General features: G+C 55.1%; 16 protein-coding genes and 1 pseudogene. 6 read left to right on the top strand and 11 right to left on the bottom strand.

All coding sequences use genetic code 11. The annotated features are described in order from the left end of the window. The coding region (locus AB4Y96_RS19670) for a GH36-type glycosyl hydrolase domain-containing protein (RefSeq protein WP_441919306.1) at positions 1–2,115 on the top strand (2,115 nt) is incomplete at its 5' end. A 31-nt stretch (positions 2,116–2,146) separates the two neighbouring features. On the opposite strand, the gene AB4Y96_RS19665 is transcribed toward AB4Y96_RS19670, so the two are convergent. Genes AB4Y96_RS19665 through AB4Y96_RS19650 form a run of 4 tightly spaced genes read right to left on the bottom strand, consistent with a single transcriptional unit; the run spans position 2,147 to position 5,599 of the window. After that, entirely contained in the window at positions 2,147–2,998 is an 852-nt protein-coding gene (locus AB4Y96_RS19665; RefSeq protein ID WP_441919304.1) for a metal ABC transporter permease, read from the bottom strand. Continuing rightward, on the bottom strand, positions 2,995–3,855 hold the full coding sequence (locus AB4Y96_RS19660; protein WP_441919303.1) for a metal ABC transporter permease: 861 nt from the start codon (positions 3,853–3,855) through the stop codon (positions 2,995–2,997). Before AB4Y96_RS19660 ends, AB4Y96_RS19665 begins: the two co-directional genes overlap by 4 nt. Beyond that, entirely contained in the window at positions 3,852–4,751 is a 900-nt protein-coding gene (locus AB4Y96_RS19655; RefSeq protein WP_441919301.1) for a manganese/iron ABC transporter ATP-binding protein, read from the bottom strand. The genes AB4Y96_RS19660 and AB4Y96_RS19655 overlap by 4 nt, the downstream gene beginning before the upstream one ends. Further along, positions 4,748–5,599, bottom strand: a complete 852-nt coding sequence (locus AB4Y96_RS19650; protein ID WP_441919311.1) for a metal ABC transporter substrate-binding protein — start codon at positions 5,597–5,599, stop codon at positions 4,748–4,750. Before AB4Y96_RS19650 ends, AB4Y96_RS19655 begins: the two co-directional genes overlap by 4 nt. Before the next feature lie 279 nt (positions 5,600–5,878). Between AB4Y96_RS19650 and AB4Y96_RS19645 the strand changes: the two genes are divergently transcribed. The 3 genes from AB4Y96_RS19645 to AB4Y96_RS19635 all read left to right on the top strand — a co-directional run bounded on the left by AB4Y96_RS19645 (position 5,879) and on the right by AB4Y96_RS19635 (position 7,806). Then, positions 5,879–6,313: a Fur family transcriptional regulator gene (locus tag AB4Y96_RS19645; protein WP_091878862.1), complete on the top strand. Its 435-nt coding sequence runs from the start codon at positions 5,879–5,881 to the stop codon at positions 6,311–6,313. 31 nt (positions 6,314–6,344) lie between these two features. Next, positions 6,345–7,256, top strand: a complete 912-nt coding sequence (locus AB4Y96_RS19640) for an agmatinase (protein WP_441919299.1) — start codon at positions 6,345–6,347, stop codon at positions 7,254–7,256. Positions 7,257–7,422: 166 nt separating this feature from the next. Then, positions 7,423–7,806, top strand: coding sequence for a cupin domain-containing protein (locus AB4Y96_RS19635; RefSeq protein WP_441919297.1), 384 nt, complete (start codon positions 7,423–7,425; stop codon positions 7,804–7,806). Between the two features lie 3 nt (positions 7,807–7,809). On the opposite strand, the gene AB4Y96_RS19630 is transcribed toward AB4Y96_RS19635, so the two are convergent. After that, positions 7,810–8,667: a LysR substrate-binding domain-containing protein gene (locus tag AB4Y96_RS19630; protein ID WP_091878867.1), complete on the bottom strand. Its 858-nt coding sequence runs from the start codon at positions 8,665–8,667 to the stop codon at positions 7,810–7,812. A gap of 102 nt (positions 8,668–8,769) precedes the next feature. Between AB4Y96_RS19630 and AB4Y96_RS19625 the strand changes: the two genes are divergently transcribed. After that, positions 8,770–9,666, top strand: a complete 897-nt coding sequence (locus AB4Y96_RS19625; RefSeq protein ID WP_441919296.1) for a DMT family transporter — start codon at positions 8,770–8,772, stop codon at positions 9,664–9,666. A gap of 59 nt (positions 9,667–9,725) precedes the next feature. On the opposite strand, the gene ptsN is transcribed toward AB4Y96_RS19625, so the two are convergent. The 6 genes and pseudogenes from ptsN to lptC form a co-directional block, all read right to left on the bottom strand. Further along, positions 9,726–10,190: a PTS IIA-like nitrogen regulatory protein PtsN gene (gene ptsN / locus AB4Y96_RS19620; RefSeq protein ID WP_091878869.1), complete on the bottom strand. Its 465-nt coding sequence runs from the start codon at positions 10,188–10,190 to the stop codon at positions 9,726–9,728. A gap of 63 nt (positions 10,191–10,253) precedes the next feature. Further along, on the bottom strand, positions 10,254–10,847 hold the full coding sequence (gene hpf / locus AB4Y96_RS19615) for a ribosome hibernation-promoting factor, HPF/YfiA family (RefSeq protein ID WP_091878871.1): 594 nt from the start codon (positions 10,845–10,847) through the stop codon (positions 10,254–10,256). Between the two features lie 206 nt (positions 10,848–11,053). Continuing rightward, complete coding sequence (gene rpoN / locus AB4Y96_RS19610) at positions 11,054–12,718, bottom strand: RNA polymerase factor sigma-54 (RefSeq protein ID WP_441919293.1); 1,665 nt, start codon at positions 12,716–12,718, stop codon at positions 11,054–11,056. Positions 12,719–12,885: 167 nt separating this feature from the next. Further along, positions 12,886–13,614, bottom strand: a pseudogene (lptB, locus tag AB4Y96_RS19605) (LPS export ABC transporter ATP-binding protein); the annotation flags it as partial. A 109-nt stretch (positions 13,615–13,723) separates the two neighbouring features. Then, positions 13,724–14,356 (bottom strand): LptA/OstA family protein, encoded by a 633-nt coding sequence (locus AB4Y96_RS19600; protein ID WP_091878876.1) that lies wholly within the window; start codon positions 14,354–14,356, stop codon positions 13,724–13,726. 44 nt (positions 14,357–14,400) lie between these two features. Next, positions 14,401–15,138: an LPS export ABC transporter periplasmic protein LptC gene (gene lptC, locus AB4Y96_RS19595; RefSeq protein ID WP_441919292.1), complete on the bottom strand. Its 738-nt coding sequence runs from the start codon at positions 15,136–15,138 to the stop codon at positions 14,401–14,403. 259 nt (positions 15,139–15,397) lie between these two features. Between lptC and sppA the strand changes: the two genes are divergently transcribed. Beyond that, positions 15,398–16,384: a signal peptide peptidase SppA gene (sppA, locus tag AB4Y96_RS19590; protein ID WP_091880130.1), complete on the top strand. Its 987-nt coding sequence runs from the start codon at positions 15,398–15,400 to the stop codon at positions 16,382–16,384. Positions 16,385–16,455: the final 71 nt, after the last annotated feature.

Raw genomic sequence — 16,455 nt, 5'->3', positions numbered from 1 at the left:
TCGGTGCAGTATGAAACACGCCATGGACAGGGCTATTCGACGTTCCTGTCGCGCCATGGCAATGTTGGCTTGGAACTGACCCACACGATCGATACGGAAATGCCGGTGCGTGTGTCCAGTCTCAAGATCACCAATAATGGCGGAACGGCCAAACGACTGCGCGTCTATGGTTTTGTTGAGTGGATGCTTGGCAATTCCCGGGCGAAAACGGCGCCGTTCATTGTGCCATCGCACGATGTGGAAAGCGGTGCATTGTTTGCCCGCAATCCCTATGGCGCTGACCGGAAAGATCACGTGGCGTTCTTTGCCTCAAACGTGAAGCCGCAATCGGTGACATCTGACAGGACAGAGTTCTTCGGCCCATTGGGGTCGGTTGATCAACCCGTGGCTGTGCTACAGGCAAAAACCCTGTCAAATGTGGTTGAAGCGGGCGGCGATCCCTGTGCGGCAATGTCTGTCGATGTGGAAATCGCAGCCGGAGAGACCAAGGAAATCCTGTTCTATATCGGCGATACTGCCGGTGCCACAGAAGCCCGCCGTGTTCTCACCGAACAGCTGAAAAAGCCGTTTGAAAAGACGCTTGCCGCTTCCAAGGCAATCTGGACCGGCTTCCTCGACGGTTTGCAGGTGGATACGCCTGATGACGCGTTCGACGTGATGGTCAATCGCTGGCTGCCTTATCAGAGCCTTGCCTGCCGCATCTGGGCACGCACGGCCTTCTATCAGGCCAGTGGTGCCTTCGGTTTCCGCGACCAGTTGCAGGATACCTTGTCCATGCTGGTGCTTGATCCGTCTCTGGCCCGTCACCAGATCCTGAATGTCGCTGCCCGCCAGTTCAAGGAAGGCGATGTTCAACACTGGTGGTTGCCAACCTCAGGCGCCGGTGTGCGGACGATGATTTCCGATGACGTGGTCTGGCTTGGCTATGCCATTGCGCACTACACCTCGGTAACTGGCGACATGAGCATTCTGGATGAGCAGATCGCCTTCATCGAGGGCAAGGCTCTGGAAAATGGCGAACATGACGCTTTCTACCAGCCGGTAATCGCTGGTGATAAAGTAACAGTCTATGAACATGCGGCGCGGGCGCTTGATCTCGCCATTGCTCGCACTGGTTCGCATGGTCTGCCACTCATGCTCACCGGCGACTGGAACGACGGCATGAACCGTGTCGGCGAAGAAGGTAAGGGCGAGAGTATCTGGCTGGGCTGGTTCCTGATCAGCACCTTGCGCGATGTTCTGCCGATTGCCCGTCAGCGCAAAGACACTGACCGTGTCAAGCGATGGGAAGCCCATATTGAAAGCCTCAAGGCCGCGCTTGAAAAAGATGGCTGGGACGGTGAATGGTACCGCCGCGGCTATTTCGATGACGGTTCGCCTCTGGGTTCCAAGACGAGCGAGGAGTGCAAGATTGACTCGATCGCCCAGTCCTGGAGCGTGCTCTCGGGTTACGGCGATGCGGATCGTGCCAAGCAGGCGATGCAGTCTGTGGCGACGCATCTGGTGGATGACGAAGTGGATATCATCAAGCTGTTCACACCGCCCTTCAACAAATCGCGTCACGATCCGGGTTATATCAAGAGCTATCCGCCGGGCGTGCGCGAAAATGGCGGTCAATACACCCATGCGGCCACTTGGGCTGTGCTTGCCATGGCAAAGCTCGGCAATGCCGATGAAGCCTATCGCTGGTTCAGCAAACTCAATCCGGTGAACCATTCGCTGGATGCCGATAAGGCCGAATCCTATCGGGTTGAGCCCTATGTTGTCGCTGCTGACGTTTATTCGGTTGATCCGATGCGCGGACGCGGTGGCTGGACCTGGTACACGGGTTCTGCTGGCTGGCTCTACCGGGTGGCGACGGAAGGCATTCTCGGCATCAGCCGCCAGAATGACCGGCTGTTCGTCGATCCTGCCCTGCCAACCGCATGGACCGATGGCTTCAGCTTCGTCCTGCGCAACGGCAAGGCGCGTTATACGGTCGAGGTGAAACCAGCCGCCAAGGGCGGCAGCAAAATCACTGTGGATGGCAAGAAGCTGGCGAAGGCCGATGCGGGCATTCCGCTTGAGACATCAGGCGAACACAAGGTGCTTGTGGAAGTTGTGCCGGGAAAATAGTCGGCGGCCCATAAGCCGCTGACCTGATTATCTACTCCGCCGCCTGCGCTTCTGCGCTGGCGGCGGTTCTTTTTCTGGAAATGAGAAACGCCAGAATGAAGCTTGCTGTCAGCAGAAGCACGATAGTCGGTGCGGGAGCACTATCGAGGAAGAAACTCAGATAGATACCGGCGAGCGACGTCACCACGGCAACCGCCGCTGAGACGAGCAGCATCTGCTCGAAGCGTCTGGTCAGCAGGAATGCAATCGATCCCGGCGCGATCAGCATTGCAACGGCAAGGATGATACCAACGGCCTTGAGTGCACCGACGATGGTAAGCGACAGGATGCAGAGCAGGCCATAGTGCAGGAATTTGACCGGCAGGCCGATAGCCTGCGCGTGCTGCGGATCAAAGGCATGCAGCAGTAGATCGCGCCGCCAGATGCCCAAGGCCAGCAAAGTGACCGCTGCAATGACGCCCGTCTCGGCAATATCACTCCATGCCACCCCCAGCATATCGCCGAACAGAATATGGTCGAGATGCACGTCTGACTGGATCTTGGTGTAAAGCACGATGCCAAGCCCAAACATGCCGGAGAATACCACGCCCATAACCGTGTCTTCCTTGACGCGGCTGTTCTGCTTGAGAAAGCCGGTTGCCAGCGCACAGATCATACCCGCAGCAAAAGCGCCGATGGCAAGTGGTATGCCCGCGATATAGGCAAGGACCACACCGGGCAGCACCGCATGGGAGATGGCATCGCCCATCAGCGACCAGCCTTTCAGAACAAGAAAGGGAGAGAGCAGGCCCATGGGGATGGCTACCAGAAGCGTGATGATAAAGGCCTGCTGCATGAAGCCGAAATTGAAAGGCTGTAACAGAAGCTGGACAAGATCGCTCATGCCCCCTCCTCCAGTGCCAGTTTGGCACGGCGGCGCGCGGCAAGTGTTCCGTGTTTGGGGGCGAAAACAAAGGCGGTGAGAAAGACGAGCGTTTGCAGCACAACGATAATGCCGCCGGTCGCGCCATCGAGAAAATAGCTCAGATAGGCGCCGACAAAACTGGTCAGGGCACCGATGGCCACGCTCGTCTGGATCAGGCGTGGGAAACGGTCGTGCAACAAATAGGCTGTTGCGCCTGGCGTAACGACCATGGCTACAACCAGAAACGCGCCCACTGTCTGCATGGCCGCAACCGTCGATGCGCTGAGCAGCGTGAAGAACAGGATTTTGAGCATAGGTGGATTGAGACCGATTGAGCGGGCGTGGTTTTCATCGAAGAACGTCACCATCAGATCTTTCCATTTGACGAGAAGGACGGCGAGCGAGACGCCGCAAATGATGACCAGTTGCAACGTGTCTTCAGGCGTGATGGCGAGAATGTTGCCGAGCACAATGGTCTGGATATTCACCGAGGCCGGTGACAACGACATCATGAACAGGCCGAGCCCAAAGAAAGAGGTAAAGATAAGACCGATAATGGCATCCTCTTTCAGCTTCGTTCGCTGGTTGAGAAACAGCATGGCAATGGCGGCCAGACCACCGGAGAAGAACGCACCGATGGAAAAGGGCAGGCCGAGCATATAGGCACCGGCAACGCCCGGTACGATGGAATGGGAGAGCGCATCGCCAATTAGCGACCAGCCTTTCAGCATCAGATAGGCAGACAGGAAGGCGCACACGCCGCCAACCAGGGCGCTTACCCACATGGCATTGACCATGTAATTATAGGAGAATGGTTCAAGCAGGATTTGAATCATGGCTGCGACTTGCCTTTGCCACTCTTGGGCTCGCCATAGATAACGAATGGGCGTTCGTCATCGCTAAGCACAGTCACGCTGCGCGGGTCGGCGTCATCATGCAAATCAACACCACCCAAAATGAAGTGCCTGAGGACTCCGCCGAAAGTCATTTCCAGATTGGCCTGCGTGAACACTTTTTTGGTCGGACCAGAGGCAAGAACCGTGCGGTTGACCAGCACTGCCCGGTCGCAGAATTCGGGGACACTGCCGAGATTGTGGGTGGAGACCAGCATAACCTTGCCATCATCGCGCAGTGATCGGAGCAGGCCGATAATCGCCTCTTCGGTGCGCACGTCGACGCCGGTAAATGGCTCATCCAGCAGAATAATTTCCCCTTCCTGTGCCAGCGCGCGAGCCAGAAACACCCGCTTCTTCTGGCCACCGGAGAGTTCGCCGATCTGGCGCTTGCGGAAATCGGTCATACCGACCCGTTCCAGCGCCGCCGTCACCATGTGCTGATCGCGATTCTTGGGTATACGCAGAAAGTTCATATGGCCGTAACGTCCCATCATCACGACGTCCTCGACCAGTACAGGAAAATTCCAGTCGACATCCTCGCTCTGCGGGACATAGGCAACGACATTGCGCTTCAGCGCCTGTCCCGCCTTTTCACCAAGGATCGATACCGATCCCTTGGCAAGCGGGACAAAGCCCATGATTGCCTTAAACAGGGTGGACTTGCCGCTGCCATTGACACCCACCAGCGCGGTGATGGAACCACGGGGAATATCAAAACTTGCATTGCGCAGGGCTGTATGACCATTGCGATAGGTGACGGTGACGTCATGTACGGAGAGGCCAGCCCCTCGCTTTGCGGCGGAGGGACTGGCGGGCGCTTGGGAGGTTGCGCTCACTGGGTAAATCCTTTGGCAACGGTTTGCGCCGTGGTTCGCAACAGGTCGAGATAGGTCGGCACCGGTCCATCGGGATCGCTGAGCGAATCGACATAGAGGACACCGCCATATTTCGCGCCGGTCTCGCGCGCCACCTGCTTGGCGGGCGATGCGGAAATCGTGCTTTCGCTGAACACAACCGGAATTTTTTCAGCGCGCACCTTGTCGATCACCTTACGAACCTGTTGGGGCGTACCCTGCTGATCCGCATTGATGGGCCAGAGGTAAAGCTCCTTCATGTCGAAATCACGCGCGAGATAGCTGAAGGCACCTTCACTGGTCACAAGCCAGCGATGCTCGGCAGGAACGGCAGCAAGGCTTTCGCGGATGGGCGCGACGGTTGCCCTGATCTTATCCGAATAGGCCGCAGCATTGCGGTCATAGATTGCCGCATTATCAGGGTCATATTTGCCGAGGGCCTTGCGGATATTCTCCACATAGACCAGAGCGGCATTGGGCGACATCCACGCATGGGGATTTGGCTTGCCCTCATAGGGGCCCTCGGAAATACCCATGGGCTCAACGCCTTCGCTGACAACAGCACTTGGCACGTTTTTCACGTTGACAAAGAATTTTTCGAACCAGCGCTCAAGGCCAAGACCATTCCAGAGAACGAGATTGGCGTCCTGTGCTTTCAGAATATCACCGGGTGTGGGCTGGTAATCGTGAATTTCCGCATTGGGCTTGGTGATCGAATCCACATCGGCTGCATCACCCGCAACATTGCGTGCCATATCGGCAATGATTGTGAAGGTGGTGACCACCTTGAATTTCTTGCCATCAGCAGCGGATGCCGGGCCGAGAATCATGAAAAGAGCAAAAACAGCAATCAACAGTCGGTAAAATCTCATATCGCCTCCAGCATACAAGGGAAAATGGCGCGGCTTTTTCAGCGCCATTGTTACTCCATAACGTTCGATTTTTCATTCGTCAATGCAAATGCAAATGATTTGCAAAAAGAAATTTTCACCAGCAGACTGGCACGTCGGTTGCTCCAATCACCGAAATTCTGTGTAACAATGCCGATATCTGGGCGAGCCAGTTGAGAATCTTTGCAACTGAACGCGTTCTGGCGCATAATCACGCTCATGAAACATGCACTCAATCAGAAGCCGGATTACGAGAAAGAGCTACGCAAGGCGGGCGTTCGGATCACCCGCCCCCGCCGAATCATTCTCGATATTCTGACCTCGACGGAAGACCATCCGGATGCGATGAAAATCTTCCATCGGGCCATCGAAATTGACGACAGCATTTCGCTCTCGACCGTGTATCGTACCATGAACCTTTTGGAGGAAATGGGGGCGATCCATCGCCACGCCTTCAATGGCGGACCCTCGCGTTTTGAACAGGCGCATGGCGAGCATCATGATCATCTGATCGATGTCGATACGGGTGACGTTATCGAATTCCAGTCCGATAAGATCGAGAAGTTGCAGGAAGAAATCGCCCGCGCCCTTGGCTATGACATCATCCATCACCGGCTTGAGCTTTATGGACGGAAATCAAAACGGCCTGAATAAGTCTGCTCTGAGCAACGGATTGACAAAAACAATGACCGCCTTTCCTCCCTTTCTCGGGTTTCCTGAACGACTGACCGAGGGCCATACGCCCCGCATGGTGATCTTCGGAGCCGGTCACGGCAGCACTTATCCCGGCAAGGACAGCAGCGCCTATCACTCGGCTGCCGACGCGATCCGCGCTGCGAGCCAAGACGATACCGCCCTCGTCGAGCACTGGGATTTTGATCTCGGCGGTCCACTTTTTGACGGCAAGCCGGTCTGTTGCGTCGATACGGGTGACATTCCAACGACGATGTATGACAACGCTGGCAACCGGGCCCGGATCGAAGCGGGGACGCGCGCGGTTCTGGCATTGCCAGCCCTACCCATCCTGCTCGGCGGCGACTGCTCCGTCACCATACCCTTCCTCGCCGGCTTTGCAGATCACGGGCCTGTCTGGATTCTTCAGATAGACGCCCATATTGACTGGCGCGACGAAGTGCATGGCGAGCGCCACGGTTATTCGAGCCCGATGCGCCGGGCGAGCGAGATGTCGCACGTCGCCGGGATTGTGCAGGTCGGCCTGCGCAGCGTTGGTAGCGCGCGCCTCACCGACATTGAAGCAGCCCGGCACTATGGCAGCCGTTTTGTGACTGCCCGCGAAGTTCATACTCAGGGCGTCGAAGCCGCTCTCCGGCATATCCCTGAAGGAGCACGCGTTGTTGTTACCCTCGACTGCGATAGCCTTGATCCCAGCACCATGCCAGGTGTGGCGGCGCGTACGCCGGGTGGCCTTACTTACACGCAGGTCATTGACCTGATCGCGGGTCTCAGCAAGCGCGCCAGTATCGCAGGATTCGACCTTGTCGAACTCTATCCGCCCGCCGATATTGACAGCCTCTCGGCGCTGACCGCCGCACGCATTATCGTCAATGTCATCGGCACCCTCGTCCGGCAGGTTTGACCTTGCGAGGTTACGGCGCAGAAGAACATCAGACCCGTTCGGGGATGCAGCGTTATCGCCGAAAGGGCAAACGCTGGAACAAGTCTTTTCCTGCGCACAAACGTACAAGACCGCTGTTCCCGATTGGCTGATAACTCCCGCTTGCGATTATCCAAGGGAGTCATGCATGCAAAGCGGTTCGTCAAAGCCTTATAATGCCATCAATTTTTCCGAGAAATTTGGCCTGTTCACCGAACAGTGGCAGCCCAAAGTGGTGGCCGAACTCAACGATTATCAATTCAAGATTGCCCGTCTCGAAGGCGATTTTATCTGGCATGACCATCCGGAAACCGATGAGGCATTCATCGTTTTGGATGGCGAATTGCGCATCGATTTTCGCGATGGGTCCGTGACGATCAAACCGGGTGAAATGTATGTGGTGCCCAAGGGGGTCGAGCATAAGCCCTATGCGGAGAGGGAAGTTCGCTTAATGATGATCGAGCCGCGCGGGGTGGTCAATACCGGCCGCGAAGGTGGCGCGCGGACAGCACAGAACGACGTCTGGGTCTAAAACTCACACTATCTGCGCAAGGTTCCGCCGCAGGAAATCATCAAGCCGGTTAACAGCGGCATCCGTTGAAGTAGGGTTACGCATAACCCCGACCTCAAGGTCATGCAGCGGCGGCAGGCCCTCATTCTCGCCGACTATGCGCAGTGAGGACGGTACACTGCAGGCGGCAAGCCCCGCCACTGCCAGCCCCGCTTGAACAACGGCGATCAGACCAAGCAGACTGGCGCTGGAGTAAGTGCAGCGATAACTGCGATCCGCATCACCCAGCGCCTGCAAAACATGGGTGCGTCCCGCACAGCCCGACTCGAACAGGGCAATGGGAAGCGGGTCATTTTCCCAGGTAACGTGCGTTGGTGATGCAACCCAGACGAAACGTTCGCGCCGGATAATTTCAAGCGGCTGCTTTTGAACGCGTGTCACAATAGCCAGATCGACCCGGTTATCCTCAATCGCCTTTACCAGCGATGTGGATTGTTCACACACCAGCTCCACAGTAACCAACGGATGGTCAGCGGCGAACCGCGACAGGATGGGTGGCAGGAGGAAGGCCGCATAATCATCCGGCACCCCCAGACGCACGCTGCCGGTTTCCTCAGGGCGGGTGACATTGGCCCACGCCTCATCCGATAATCGCAATAGCCGCCGTGCATAATTCAGAAAACTTTCGCCGGCTAAATTTGGCTCGACGGAACGGGGATTGCGAATCAGAAGCTGCTTGCCGACTGCCTGCTCCAGCCGCTGCATCTGCATGCTGACAGCTGACTGGCTTCGGCCAACGCGCGGCGCAGCCGCCGAAAGGCTGCCGCTTTCGACGACAGCAACAAAGGTTCGCAGCAGATCAAGGTCAAGGGGTGCGGCCATAATGCCATCAGCATAACGAATAGTTTCTTACAAATCTATTCGTTTGTTTGGATGAAACTATCGAGGCTAACTGGGCATCCAATTATTCAGGAATGACCCGTCATGGCCGAGCCGCTTTCAGAACGTTTTCCAGCTGCCCGGCTTGCCATTGCCATGGTCATCATTGGCACGGTGGGCGCATTTGCAACGGAAACACGGCTTGATCCGGTAACGATTGTGTTCTGGCGCTGCGTGTTTGGTACGATCTTTCTCGGCGCATGGTGCTTTCTGCGCGGCTATCTGCCTGATCGGACGCTCTCCTGGTCGCGACTGGCACGCGCAGCGCTTGGCGGGATTTGCATGGTGCTAAGCTGGGTTTCGTTCTTTGCCGGTTTCCGCATGACGTCCATTGCAACCACCACAATCATCTATCACATCCAACCATTCTTCGTTGTCCTCATCGGCGCAACCCTGCTCAAGGAACGCATCACCCGTGATCAGATCATCTGGATGCTCGGCGCGTTTCTTGGCGTCGTACTGGCCAGTGGTCTTGTTGGCAGCACAGCACCCATCAGCACAGTCTGGGTTCTTGGTATTGTCATGTCGCTCGGCGCGGCAATGCTTTATGCAGCGGCAACGATTCTCGCCAAGGGTCTTGGCGAGCAGCGCCCTGAGATCACCGTGCTTTGTCAGACCATCGTCGGTATTTTCATGCTCGCACCGTTTGCCAATCTGACGGGACCTGTCCCGCTGGCTTCGTGGGGCTGGCTTGCCAGCATTGGCATTTTCCATACGGGCATTGCCTATATCCTGATCTATTCGGCCTATCCGCGCCTGCAGACACCTGTCATCGGCGTATTGACCTTCATCTATCCGATCGTCGCCATCATTGTTGACTGGGCAATTTACGGCCATCCATTGGGAATAGCGCAGGCCGCCGGAATGCTGCTGATTGCCTGCGGCACACTTGGTGTGCGGCTCGGCTGGCAAATCCCGTTCCGGCATGCTTCGGCTGCCTGATGTATGGAAACGAAAAAACCGCCCGGAGGCAGCTTTCTCTTCAAACAATATAAAAAGAATCAGGCGGCGTTGGATGCAGGCTGCGCCGTCAGCAATTCATAGATAAGGCTCGCATCATGGGCGGTGCGCAATTTGGCAATTCTCTCGGGATCACGCAGCATACGTGCAATGCGTGACAAAGCCTTCAGATGATCAGCACCGGCATTTTCAGGCGCCAGCAGAAGGAAAACAATATCCACAGGCTGATCATCAAGCGCTTCGAAATCGACAGGCGTTTCGAGCTGCGCAAAGACCCCGGTAATTCGCTTCACGCTGTTGATCTTGCCATGCGGAATGGCAATGCCATTGCCAACACCGGTCGAACCAAGGCGCTCCCGCTGCAGGACAGTGTCGAACACTTCCCGCTCCGTCAAACCGGTCAAGGCGGCTGCCTTTTCCGACATGATTTGCAAAAGCTGCTTTTTGGAATTGACTTTCAATGCGGGCAGGACAGCGTCGGGCTGAATGAGATCACCCAGATCCATTATTCTCTTCCTTCCTGATTACCGTCCGCGCTTTTAGAGCGCGGACGGTAGTTCAAATTTCGCCTATGAGCCGGCGCCGTTCTGACCGGCAACGGCCGATGGATCGATCCAGCCGATGTTGCCGTCAGCGCGGCGGTATACGATATTCACCTGCGTACTTCCAGAGTTGCGGAAGACAACCACTGGACTATCTTTCAGATCAAGCTCGACCACAGCAGACGCGACACTCATGCTTCTGAGCGCCATGGACGTCTCAGCCACGATTGTCGGTGCGTAATCTTCCGGAATATCCTCATCCTCATCCGGTACAGGGGCTACGACCCGGTAGGAAATATCGTCGAAAACACCGTTGGAGCCCGGTGCCTGATGCGATTTCAGACGCCGCTTGTAACGGCGAAGACGCTTGTCCACGCGTTCTCCGGCTGCATCGAAAGCAAGCTGAGGATCTTGTGCCTCGCCCGCTGCCTGCAACACCGTGCCGGTATCGAGACGGATCAGGCAGTCTGCGATAAAACGCGACCCCTGCTTCTCCACTGTGACGTGGCCTGTATATCCGCCATCGAAATACTTGGTAACCATCTCGCCGATCCGTTCGTCAATGCGAATGCGGAAAGCGTCACCAATGTCCATATGTTTCCCAGATACACGCAGACTCATGATACCTCACCTTCGTTGTGACTTTTCATTGCCCGAGCCAATCTACACTGTTGTTGTAAGACGAGCAAAGACATCCCGCACATTCCATGCGAGCGATTCATCACATTTCACTTTCTGATTCTTCATATCCAAAGGCGCGCTTTCGCTTCAATTGACGCAAATTACCGGCGCTTCACTCTCCCTTGACCGGACTTCTATGGTCCGGTTCATTTACCCACTCGTCGCGATTCTACACCTGTGTGGCGGATGAATCCAGAGTTTCCGTCACCCTTGCGCACAGAAGCCTGTGCTTTTTTCTCGCGGCGCCTTTGGACTGAGGAAGCGATGTTCATCGCTTCCCGGTATTTCGCAACGGTACGCCGTGCAATATCAACGCCCTGGCCCTTCAAAAGATCCACAATTGTATCGTCGGACAAAATATCCTCAGGCTTTTCATTGTCGATAAGAAGCTTGATTTGATGCCGGACAGACTGTGAAGAATGCTGCTCGCCGCCTTTGGTGGCCGAAATTCCGGCATTGAAGAAGTAGCGCAACTCGAAAACACCACGCTTCGTCAGCATGTATTTATTGGCGGTTACGCGGCTCACTGTTGATTCATGCATACCGATGGCGTCAGCCACATTTCGCAGGTTAAGGGGCTTTAGATGTGCCACACCAAATTGCAAAAACTCGGACTGCTGGCGCACAATTTCCGTCGCCACTTTCAAAATTGTCTGCGCACGCTGGTCCAGACTACGGGTCAACCAGTTGGCATTTTGCAAACATTCGCTCAAAAAACCCTTCTCGGCCGGAGATGCCGTGACTTTGGCAATCGTCGCATAATAGGTGTTGTTGACGAGAACGCGTGGCAAAGCATCGGGATTGAGTTCGATATTCCAGGTCCCATCAGGCGCCATATCAACCTGAACGTCCGGAATGATGCTATCAGCCACGCCTGAGGAAAATGCCGTTCCCGGTTTCGGGTCCAGCAGCCTGATCTCCTTGAGCATATCGAGAAGGTCCGTATCGGTGACACGGCACAACTTTCTCAAGGTCTGGAAATCCCGCTTGGCGAGCAGTTCCAGATTCTGCAGAAGCATCGTCATCGCAGGATCGAGCCGGTTTTTGGCGCGGAGCTGAATGGCCAGACACTCAGCCAGATCGCGGGCAAAAAGGCCCGCGGGTTCGAATGTCTGCAAGACTGTGACGAGCTTACAGATATGGGCCGCATCAACACCCAATCTCTCGGCAATTTCATCCACATCAGCGCGCAGATAGCCCATTTCGTCAAGATGATCGGCGAGCTCCGCCGCAATCAACCGGTCCGCAGCATCAACAAAAGCAAAGATGATCTGTTCGCCCACATGGTCGCGCAAAGTCAGAGGCGAAGCCGTCACCTGTTCGAGGTTGAACCCTTCACCACCCGTCGACACATACCCATCACCGGAAGATGATTTCCACTGCGTCGCAAGATCGCCTGCAATGAAATCATGGGTTCCGGGGTCATCGGGAAAGATATTTTCCAGCGAGCTGTCGAATGTATCGGACATGGAACCGGAGCTGGTGGTCTCGCCACTGACAAGCCAGTGCTCAGTCTGTTCGCCCGTGTCGGATGCATCCCGATGTTCACCAGCGTCGCCACTATTGACACTCCGGGAGTAATCACCAGCCTCTCCGGGTCCCCGCTCGTCTGATGTGCCCCTGCTTTCAAAGGAAAAATGCTCGCTTGCCGGATCCTCGCGTTCCAGCAGAGGATTTTTTTCAATCTCCTGCTCGATAAATTGCTCAAGCTCGACATAGGTCAATTGCAACAGCCGAATCGACTGCATTAGCAGTGGCGTCATCACCAGCGACTGTGTTTGCCTCAAATCGAGTTTTGGCGACAATGCCATGGTGAACGCAAGGACCCCTGTACGAAATTCTTTTCAATGTACAGAACTGGCCCAATCCTTGCTTGTCAATTCCGACAAAGCAAAAAACGACTCTTTTCAGGAAAATTCGTCTTGATACACGGCTCAGGAAGCAATTTCTGGCGAAAAGTCACCAGAAATCGACAAAATCAAAGCTTGAACTGATCGCCGAGATAAAGACGCCGAACATCCGGATTGGCAATAATTTCATCCGGACGGCCATGGGTCAGAACCTGACCAGCATGAATAATATAGGCACGGTCGATCAGCTTCAATGTCTCGCGCACATTGTGGTCAGTGATGAGCACGCCGATGCCACGGCTGGTCAAATGGCGCACGAGTTGCTGGATATCGGCCACCGCAATCGGATCAACACCGGCAAAGGGTTCGTCCAGCAGCATGAAATTGGGCCGCGAAGCCAAAGCGCGCGCGATTTCGAGACGTCGCCGCTCACCACCCGACAGCGAAAGCGCCGGGGCCTTGCGCARATGGGCAATGTGAAACTCTTCCAAAAGGGAATCCAGTTCCTGTGCCCGCGCCGAGCGATCCTTCTCGACAACTTCGAGTACGGCCTTGATATTGTTTTCGACGGAGAGACCACGGAAAATGGACGCTTCCTGTGGCAGATAGCCAATGCCAAGGCGCGAACGGCGATACATCGGCATTGTCGTGACATCAAAGCCATCGATCTCGATATTGCCCTTATCAACAGGCACCAGCCCGGTGACCATGTAAAAACAGGTGGTCTTGCCAGCGCCGTTCGGACCCAGAATACCAACAGCTTCACCGGCGCGCACGCCGAAGGAAACGCCATTGACCACCTGACGGCCATTATAGCTCTTGGTGATGCCGCGCGCGACGAGCGTGCCCTTCATCCGATCCGTAGCAGTTGGATCAGCGGCCCGCATTTCCTGAGAAATGCGAGCGTCTGGCGATACGGGAGTCTGGGTGGATCGACGCGAGAACAGGGACACTTATACCGCCGGTCTAGTTTTTCGGAGCACTTTTCGGTGCGACAACGATGGAGACGCGGCCAGTCTGGCCATTCTTGCAGCTTTCAAGCTGGGCCTGTCCGCTCTTCATCTGCACGGTCAGCTTGCAGCCGACGCCGACATTGTCGCCCTGAGACAGAACAACCTTGCTACCGGTCAGGACCAGAACCTGGGTCTTCATGTCAAACGTACCGTGATCGCCCGTGGCAACCTGATCCTCTGACTTGACGTAGACCTTGTCATTGACCTCGATATGATCAATGTCCTGAGCACCGGCTCCTGCTGGCGAAGCAGGGTTGGTTTCCGTCTTTTTTGCAGCTTTGTCGGCAGCTTTTTCCGCTTCGGTCTTTTCAGGCTTCTTCACGTAATAAACGACCATCGAGCCGGCCTTCATCAACGTGGTGCCCTGCACAACCGATACGTTGCCAGTAAAAGTTGCTGTACCGACGTCATTGTGAACATCGAGCCGATCAGAATCGATCTGGATGGGCTGATCGCTCGAAAGCTTCATACCGTTTGGAGCAACGGCCTTGCTCGCATCCTGTGCTGCGACAGGACCAATCATGGAGGTTGCCAAAATACCCAATGCAACAGTCGATATGCTGATCAGTCTTGTCCCGCGCGACATTGTCTCAATCTCCTAAATCCGGGATATCCCCATGAGGCCCACAATCACTGTTGTGATTTGGCTTCCTTGCGACCTTCTTGCAGCTTTGCGGGCTGAATGACAAGCCTGACACCCTTTTCAAAGACCATTACTTTGCCGCTCTGAGTAATTTTCATGCTGTCTGCGACAATACTGGCACTGCTATTCTCGATCCTGACCGGCTGATCGGTCGACATCGTGTTCGCTTCTATATTGATATCGGCGGATTTCAACTGTGCCTTCATACCATCTGAAGTTGTCAGCGTTATGTCGTTGTCCAGCTTCAGCTGACGGTTGGCATTGTCATAAAGACCTGACTTCGCATGCACCTGCGCACGCAATTCCGCGCCAACAGGAATTTCGGCGCTGATATTCTCAAGCGTGATCAGGGAGCTGTTACCAACATCCTGAAGCGCGCGTTCCGCACCCATCTTGTAGGGGAGCTTGTCCTTGGTGAAGCCATCAAGCTTCGGATTGGTCATGACAAGCTTGCCGTCCTGAATGCCGGCACTGTCCAACGAGATATTGCTTGGAATGTTGGTCGTGGAAAAGAAAGTGAACCAGGAAAACACACCGGCGCCAACCAATGCGATCGTCGGCAGCGCAAACTTCAGGAAGCGCACACGCCTGGAATGACGCTCCGCCGCACGAAAAACGTGCGATTCCTTTTCGGTGGCAGCAAATTGCCGCGCAACTTCCGCATGCTGCGCAGCAGCGGCTGTTGCATCACCGTTAGGATGCGTATGTTTAAGTTCAATGGACATAAGTTGGTTATACTACCGATTGATATCTACTGGCGCTGCGTTAGTTGAACGCCAATGTGGTTATTTTTCGATGAAACGAACGAGCGCCCATGGCAAAAGTCGCATCTGATCGAACAAGTATGCCGTCATCTGCCCATATACAAGGTGCGCGGCGAATTGCCTATATCGTTCAGTACACCAGACTCAAGGCTCTGGACATCCTCAGAATGTTGCCGCAGAAGAATGCTTGCATTCAATTGGACAGGAAACGGACAAGACGATGGCAAACACCGCTGACGCAATTATCGACAGGCGTCGTCTCCGGCGCAAGCTGACATTCTGGCGCGTTCTTGCCCTGCTTGTGGTGGCACTTGCATTGATCGGGCTCTACGGTTTTCTCTCCGGCTCCGACCGTCTTTCGGGCAAAACTGCCCCGCATATCGCCAAAGTTCGCATCGAGGGAACCATTTTCGAGAATGACGAACTCATCAAGCGCCTTGGTGAAGTTGCTGATTCTGCTGCGGTAAAAGGCGTCATCCTCTCGGTGGATTCGCCCGGCGGCACCACTGCTGGTGGAGAAGCCATTTACGAAGCGGTCCGCAAGATCGCAGCGAAAAAGCCCGTGGTCGCGCAGGTGGGTACCCTTGCCGCTTCGGCGGGTTACATGATTGCCAGCGGTTCGGATCATATCGTCGCACGCCAGTCTTCCATCGTCGGGTCTATCGGCGTACTTTTTCAATATCCTGACATTTCCGAATTGCTGACAAAGATCGGCGTCAAAGTCGAAACGATCAAATCCAGCCCGCTCAAGGCTGAGCCAAACTTTTTCAATCCCGCCAGCGATGAAGCCAAAGCGATGATCCATCGCATGATCATGGATTCCTATGACTGGTTTGTCGGAATTGTTCAGGAGCGGCGCAAATTTACCCGTGAGCAGACGCTTGCGCTCGCCGACGGCTCTGTTTTCACTGGCAGACAGGCACTTGCCAACAAGCTCATCGATGAGCTTGGCGGCGAAGACAAGTCTGTTGCATGGCTGAAAACCAAGGGTGTGGACGAAAAACTGCCCGTGGTTGAATGGAAACCCGTTCAAAAAACCGCTTTTAGTTCGCTTCTGTCRCAATCGGCGTTGAAAATGCTCGCAGAATATCTCGGCATTCCGCAGGAAAGCACTGGCTTGCTCAAGGATTTGACCGGTGATCGTATCTTCCTTGACGGGCTCGTTTCAGTTTGGCACGTTGACGGCAGGCCTGTAGGGGCGCAATAGGATATTTAAGCTTACAGGATCAGTGACATAGTCATAATGGCGATGTTGTCTGAACTTGAACCAGAAGGGAT

The sequence above is a fragment of the Phyllobacterium sp. TAF24 genome (genome assembly GCF_052113785.1).
GTDB lineage: Bacteria > Pseudomonadota > Alphaproteobacteria > Rhizobiales > Rhizobiaceae > Phyllobacterium.
The sequence above is the reverse complement of the archived record's forward strand: the minus strand, read 5'-3'. Positions and strand labels throughout refer to the sequence as shown.

Coding starts and splice junctions, on each gene's coding strand:
- lptC (WP_441919292.1), bottom strand. CDS start 15,138: ATGTCCATTGAACTTAAACATACGCATCCTAACGGTGATGCAACAGCC.
- ptsN (WP_091878869.1), bottom strand. CDS start 10,190: ATGGATCTGGGTGATCTCATTCAGCCCGACGCTGTCCTGCCCGCATTG.
- AB4Y96_RS19640 (WP_441919299.1), top strand. CDS start 6,345: ATGACCGCCTTTCCTCCCTTTCTCGGGTTTCCTGAACGACTGACCGAG.
- AB4Y96_RS19645 (WP_091878862.1), top strand. CDS start 5,879: ATGAAACATGCACTCAATCAGAAGCCGGATTACGAGAAAGAGCTACGC.
- AB4Y96_RS19660 (WP_441919303.1), bottom strand. CDS start 3,855: ATGATTCAAATCCTGCTTGAACCATTCTCCTATAATTACATGGTCAAT.
- hpf (WP_091878871.1), bottom strand. CDS start 10,847: ATGAGTCTGCGTGTATCTGGGAAACATATGGACATTGGTGACGCTTTC.
- AB4Y96_RS19635 (WP_441919297.1), top strand. CDS start 7,423: ATGCAAAGCGGTTCGTCAAAGCCTTATAATGCCATCAATTTTTCCGAG.
- AB4Y96_RS19600 (WP_091878876.1), bottom strand. CDS start 14,356: ATGTCGCGCGGGACAAGACTGATCAGCATATCGACTGTTGCATTGGGT.
- AB4Y96_RS19665 (WP_441919304.1), bottom strand. CDS start 2,998: ATGAGCGATCTTGTCCAGCTTCTGTTACAGCCTTTCAATTTCGGCTTC.
- AB4Y96_RS19625 (WP_441919296.1), top strand. CDS start 8,770: ATGGCCGAGCCGCTTTCAGAACGTTTTCCAGCTGCCCGGCTTGCCATT.
- rpoN (WP_441919293.1), bottom strand. CDS start 12,718: ATGGCATTGTCGCCAAAACTCGATTTGAGGCAAACACAGTCGCTGGTG.
- AB4Y96_RS19630 (WP_091878867.1), bottom strand. CDS start 8,667: ATGGCCGCACCCCTTGACCTTGATCTGCTGCGAACCTTTGTTGCTGTC.
- AB4Y96_RS19650 (WP_441919311.1), bottom strand. CDS start 5,599: ATGATTCTCGGCCCGGCATCCGCTGCTGATGGCAAGAAATTCAAGGTG.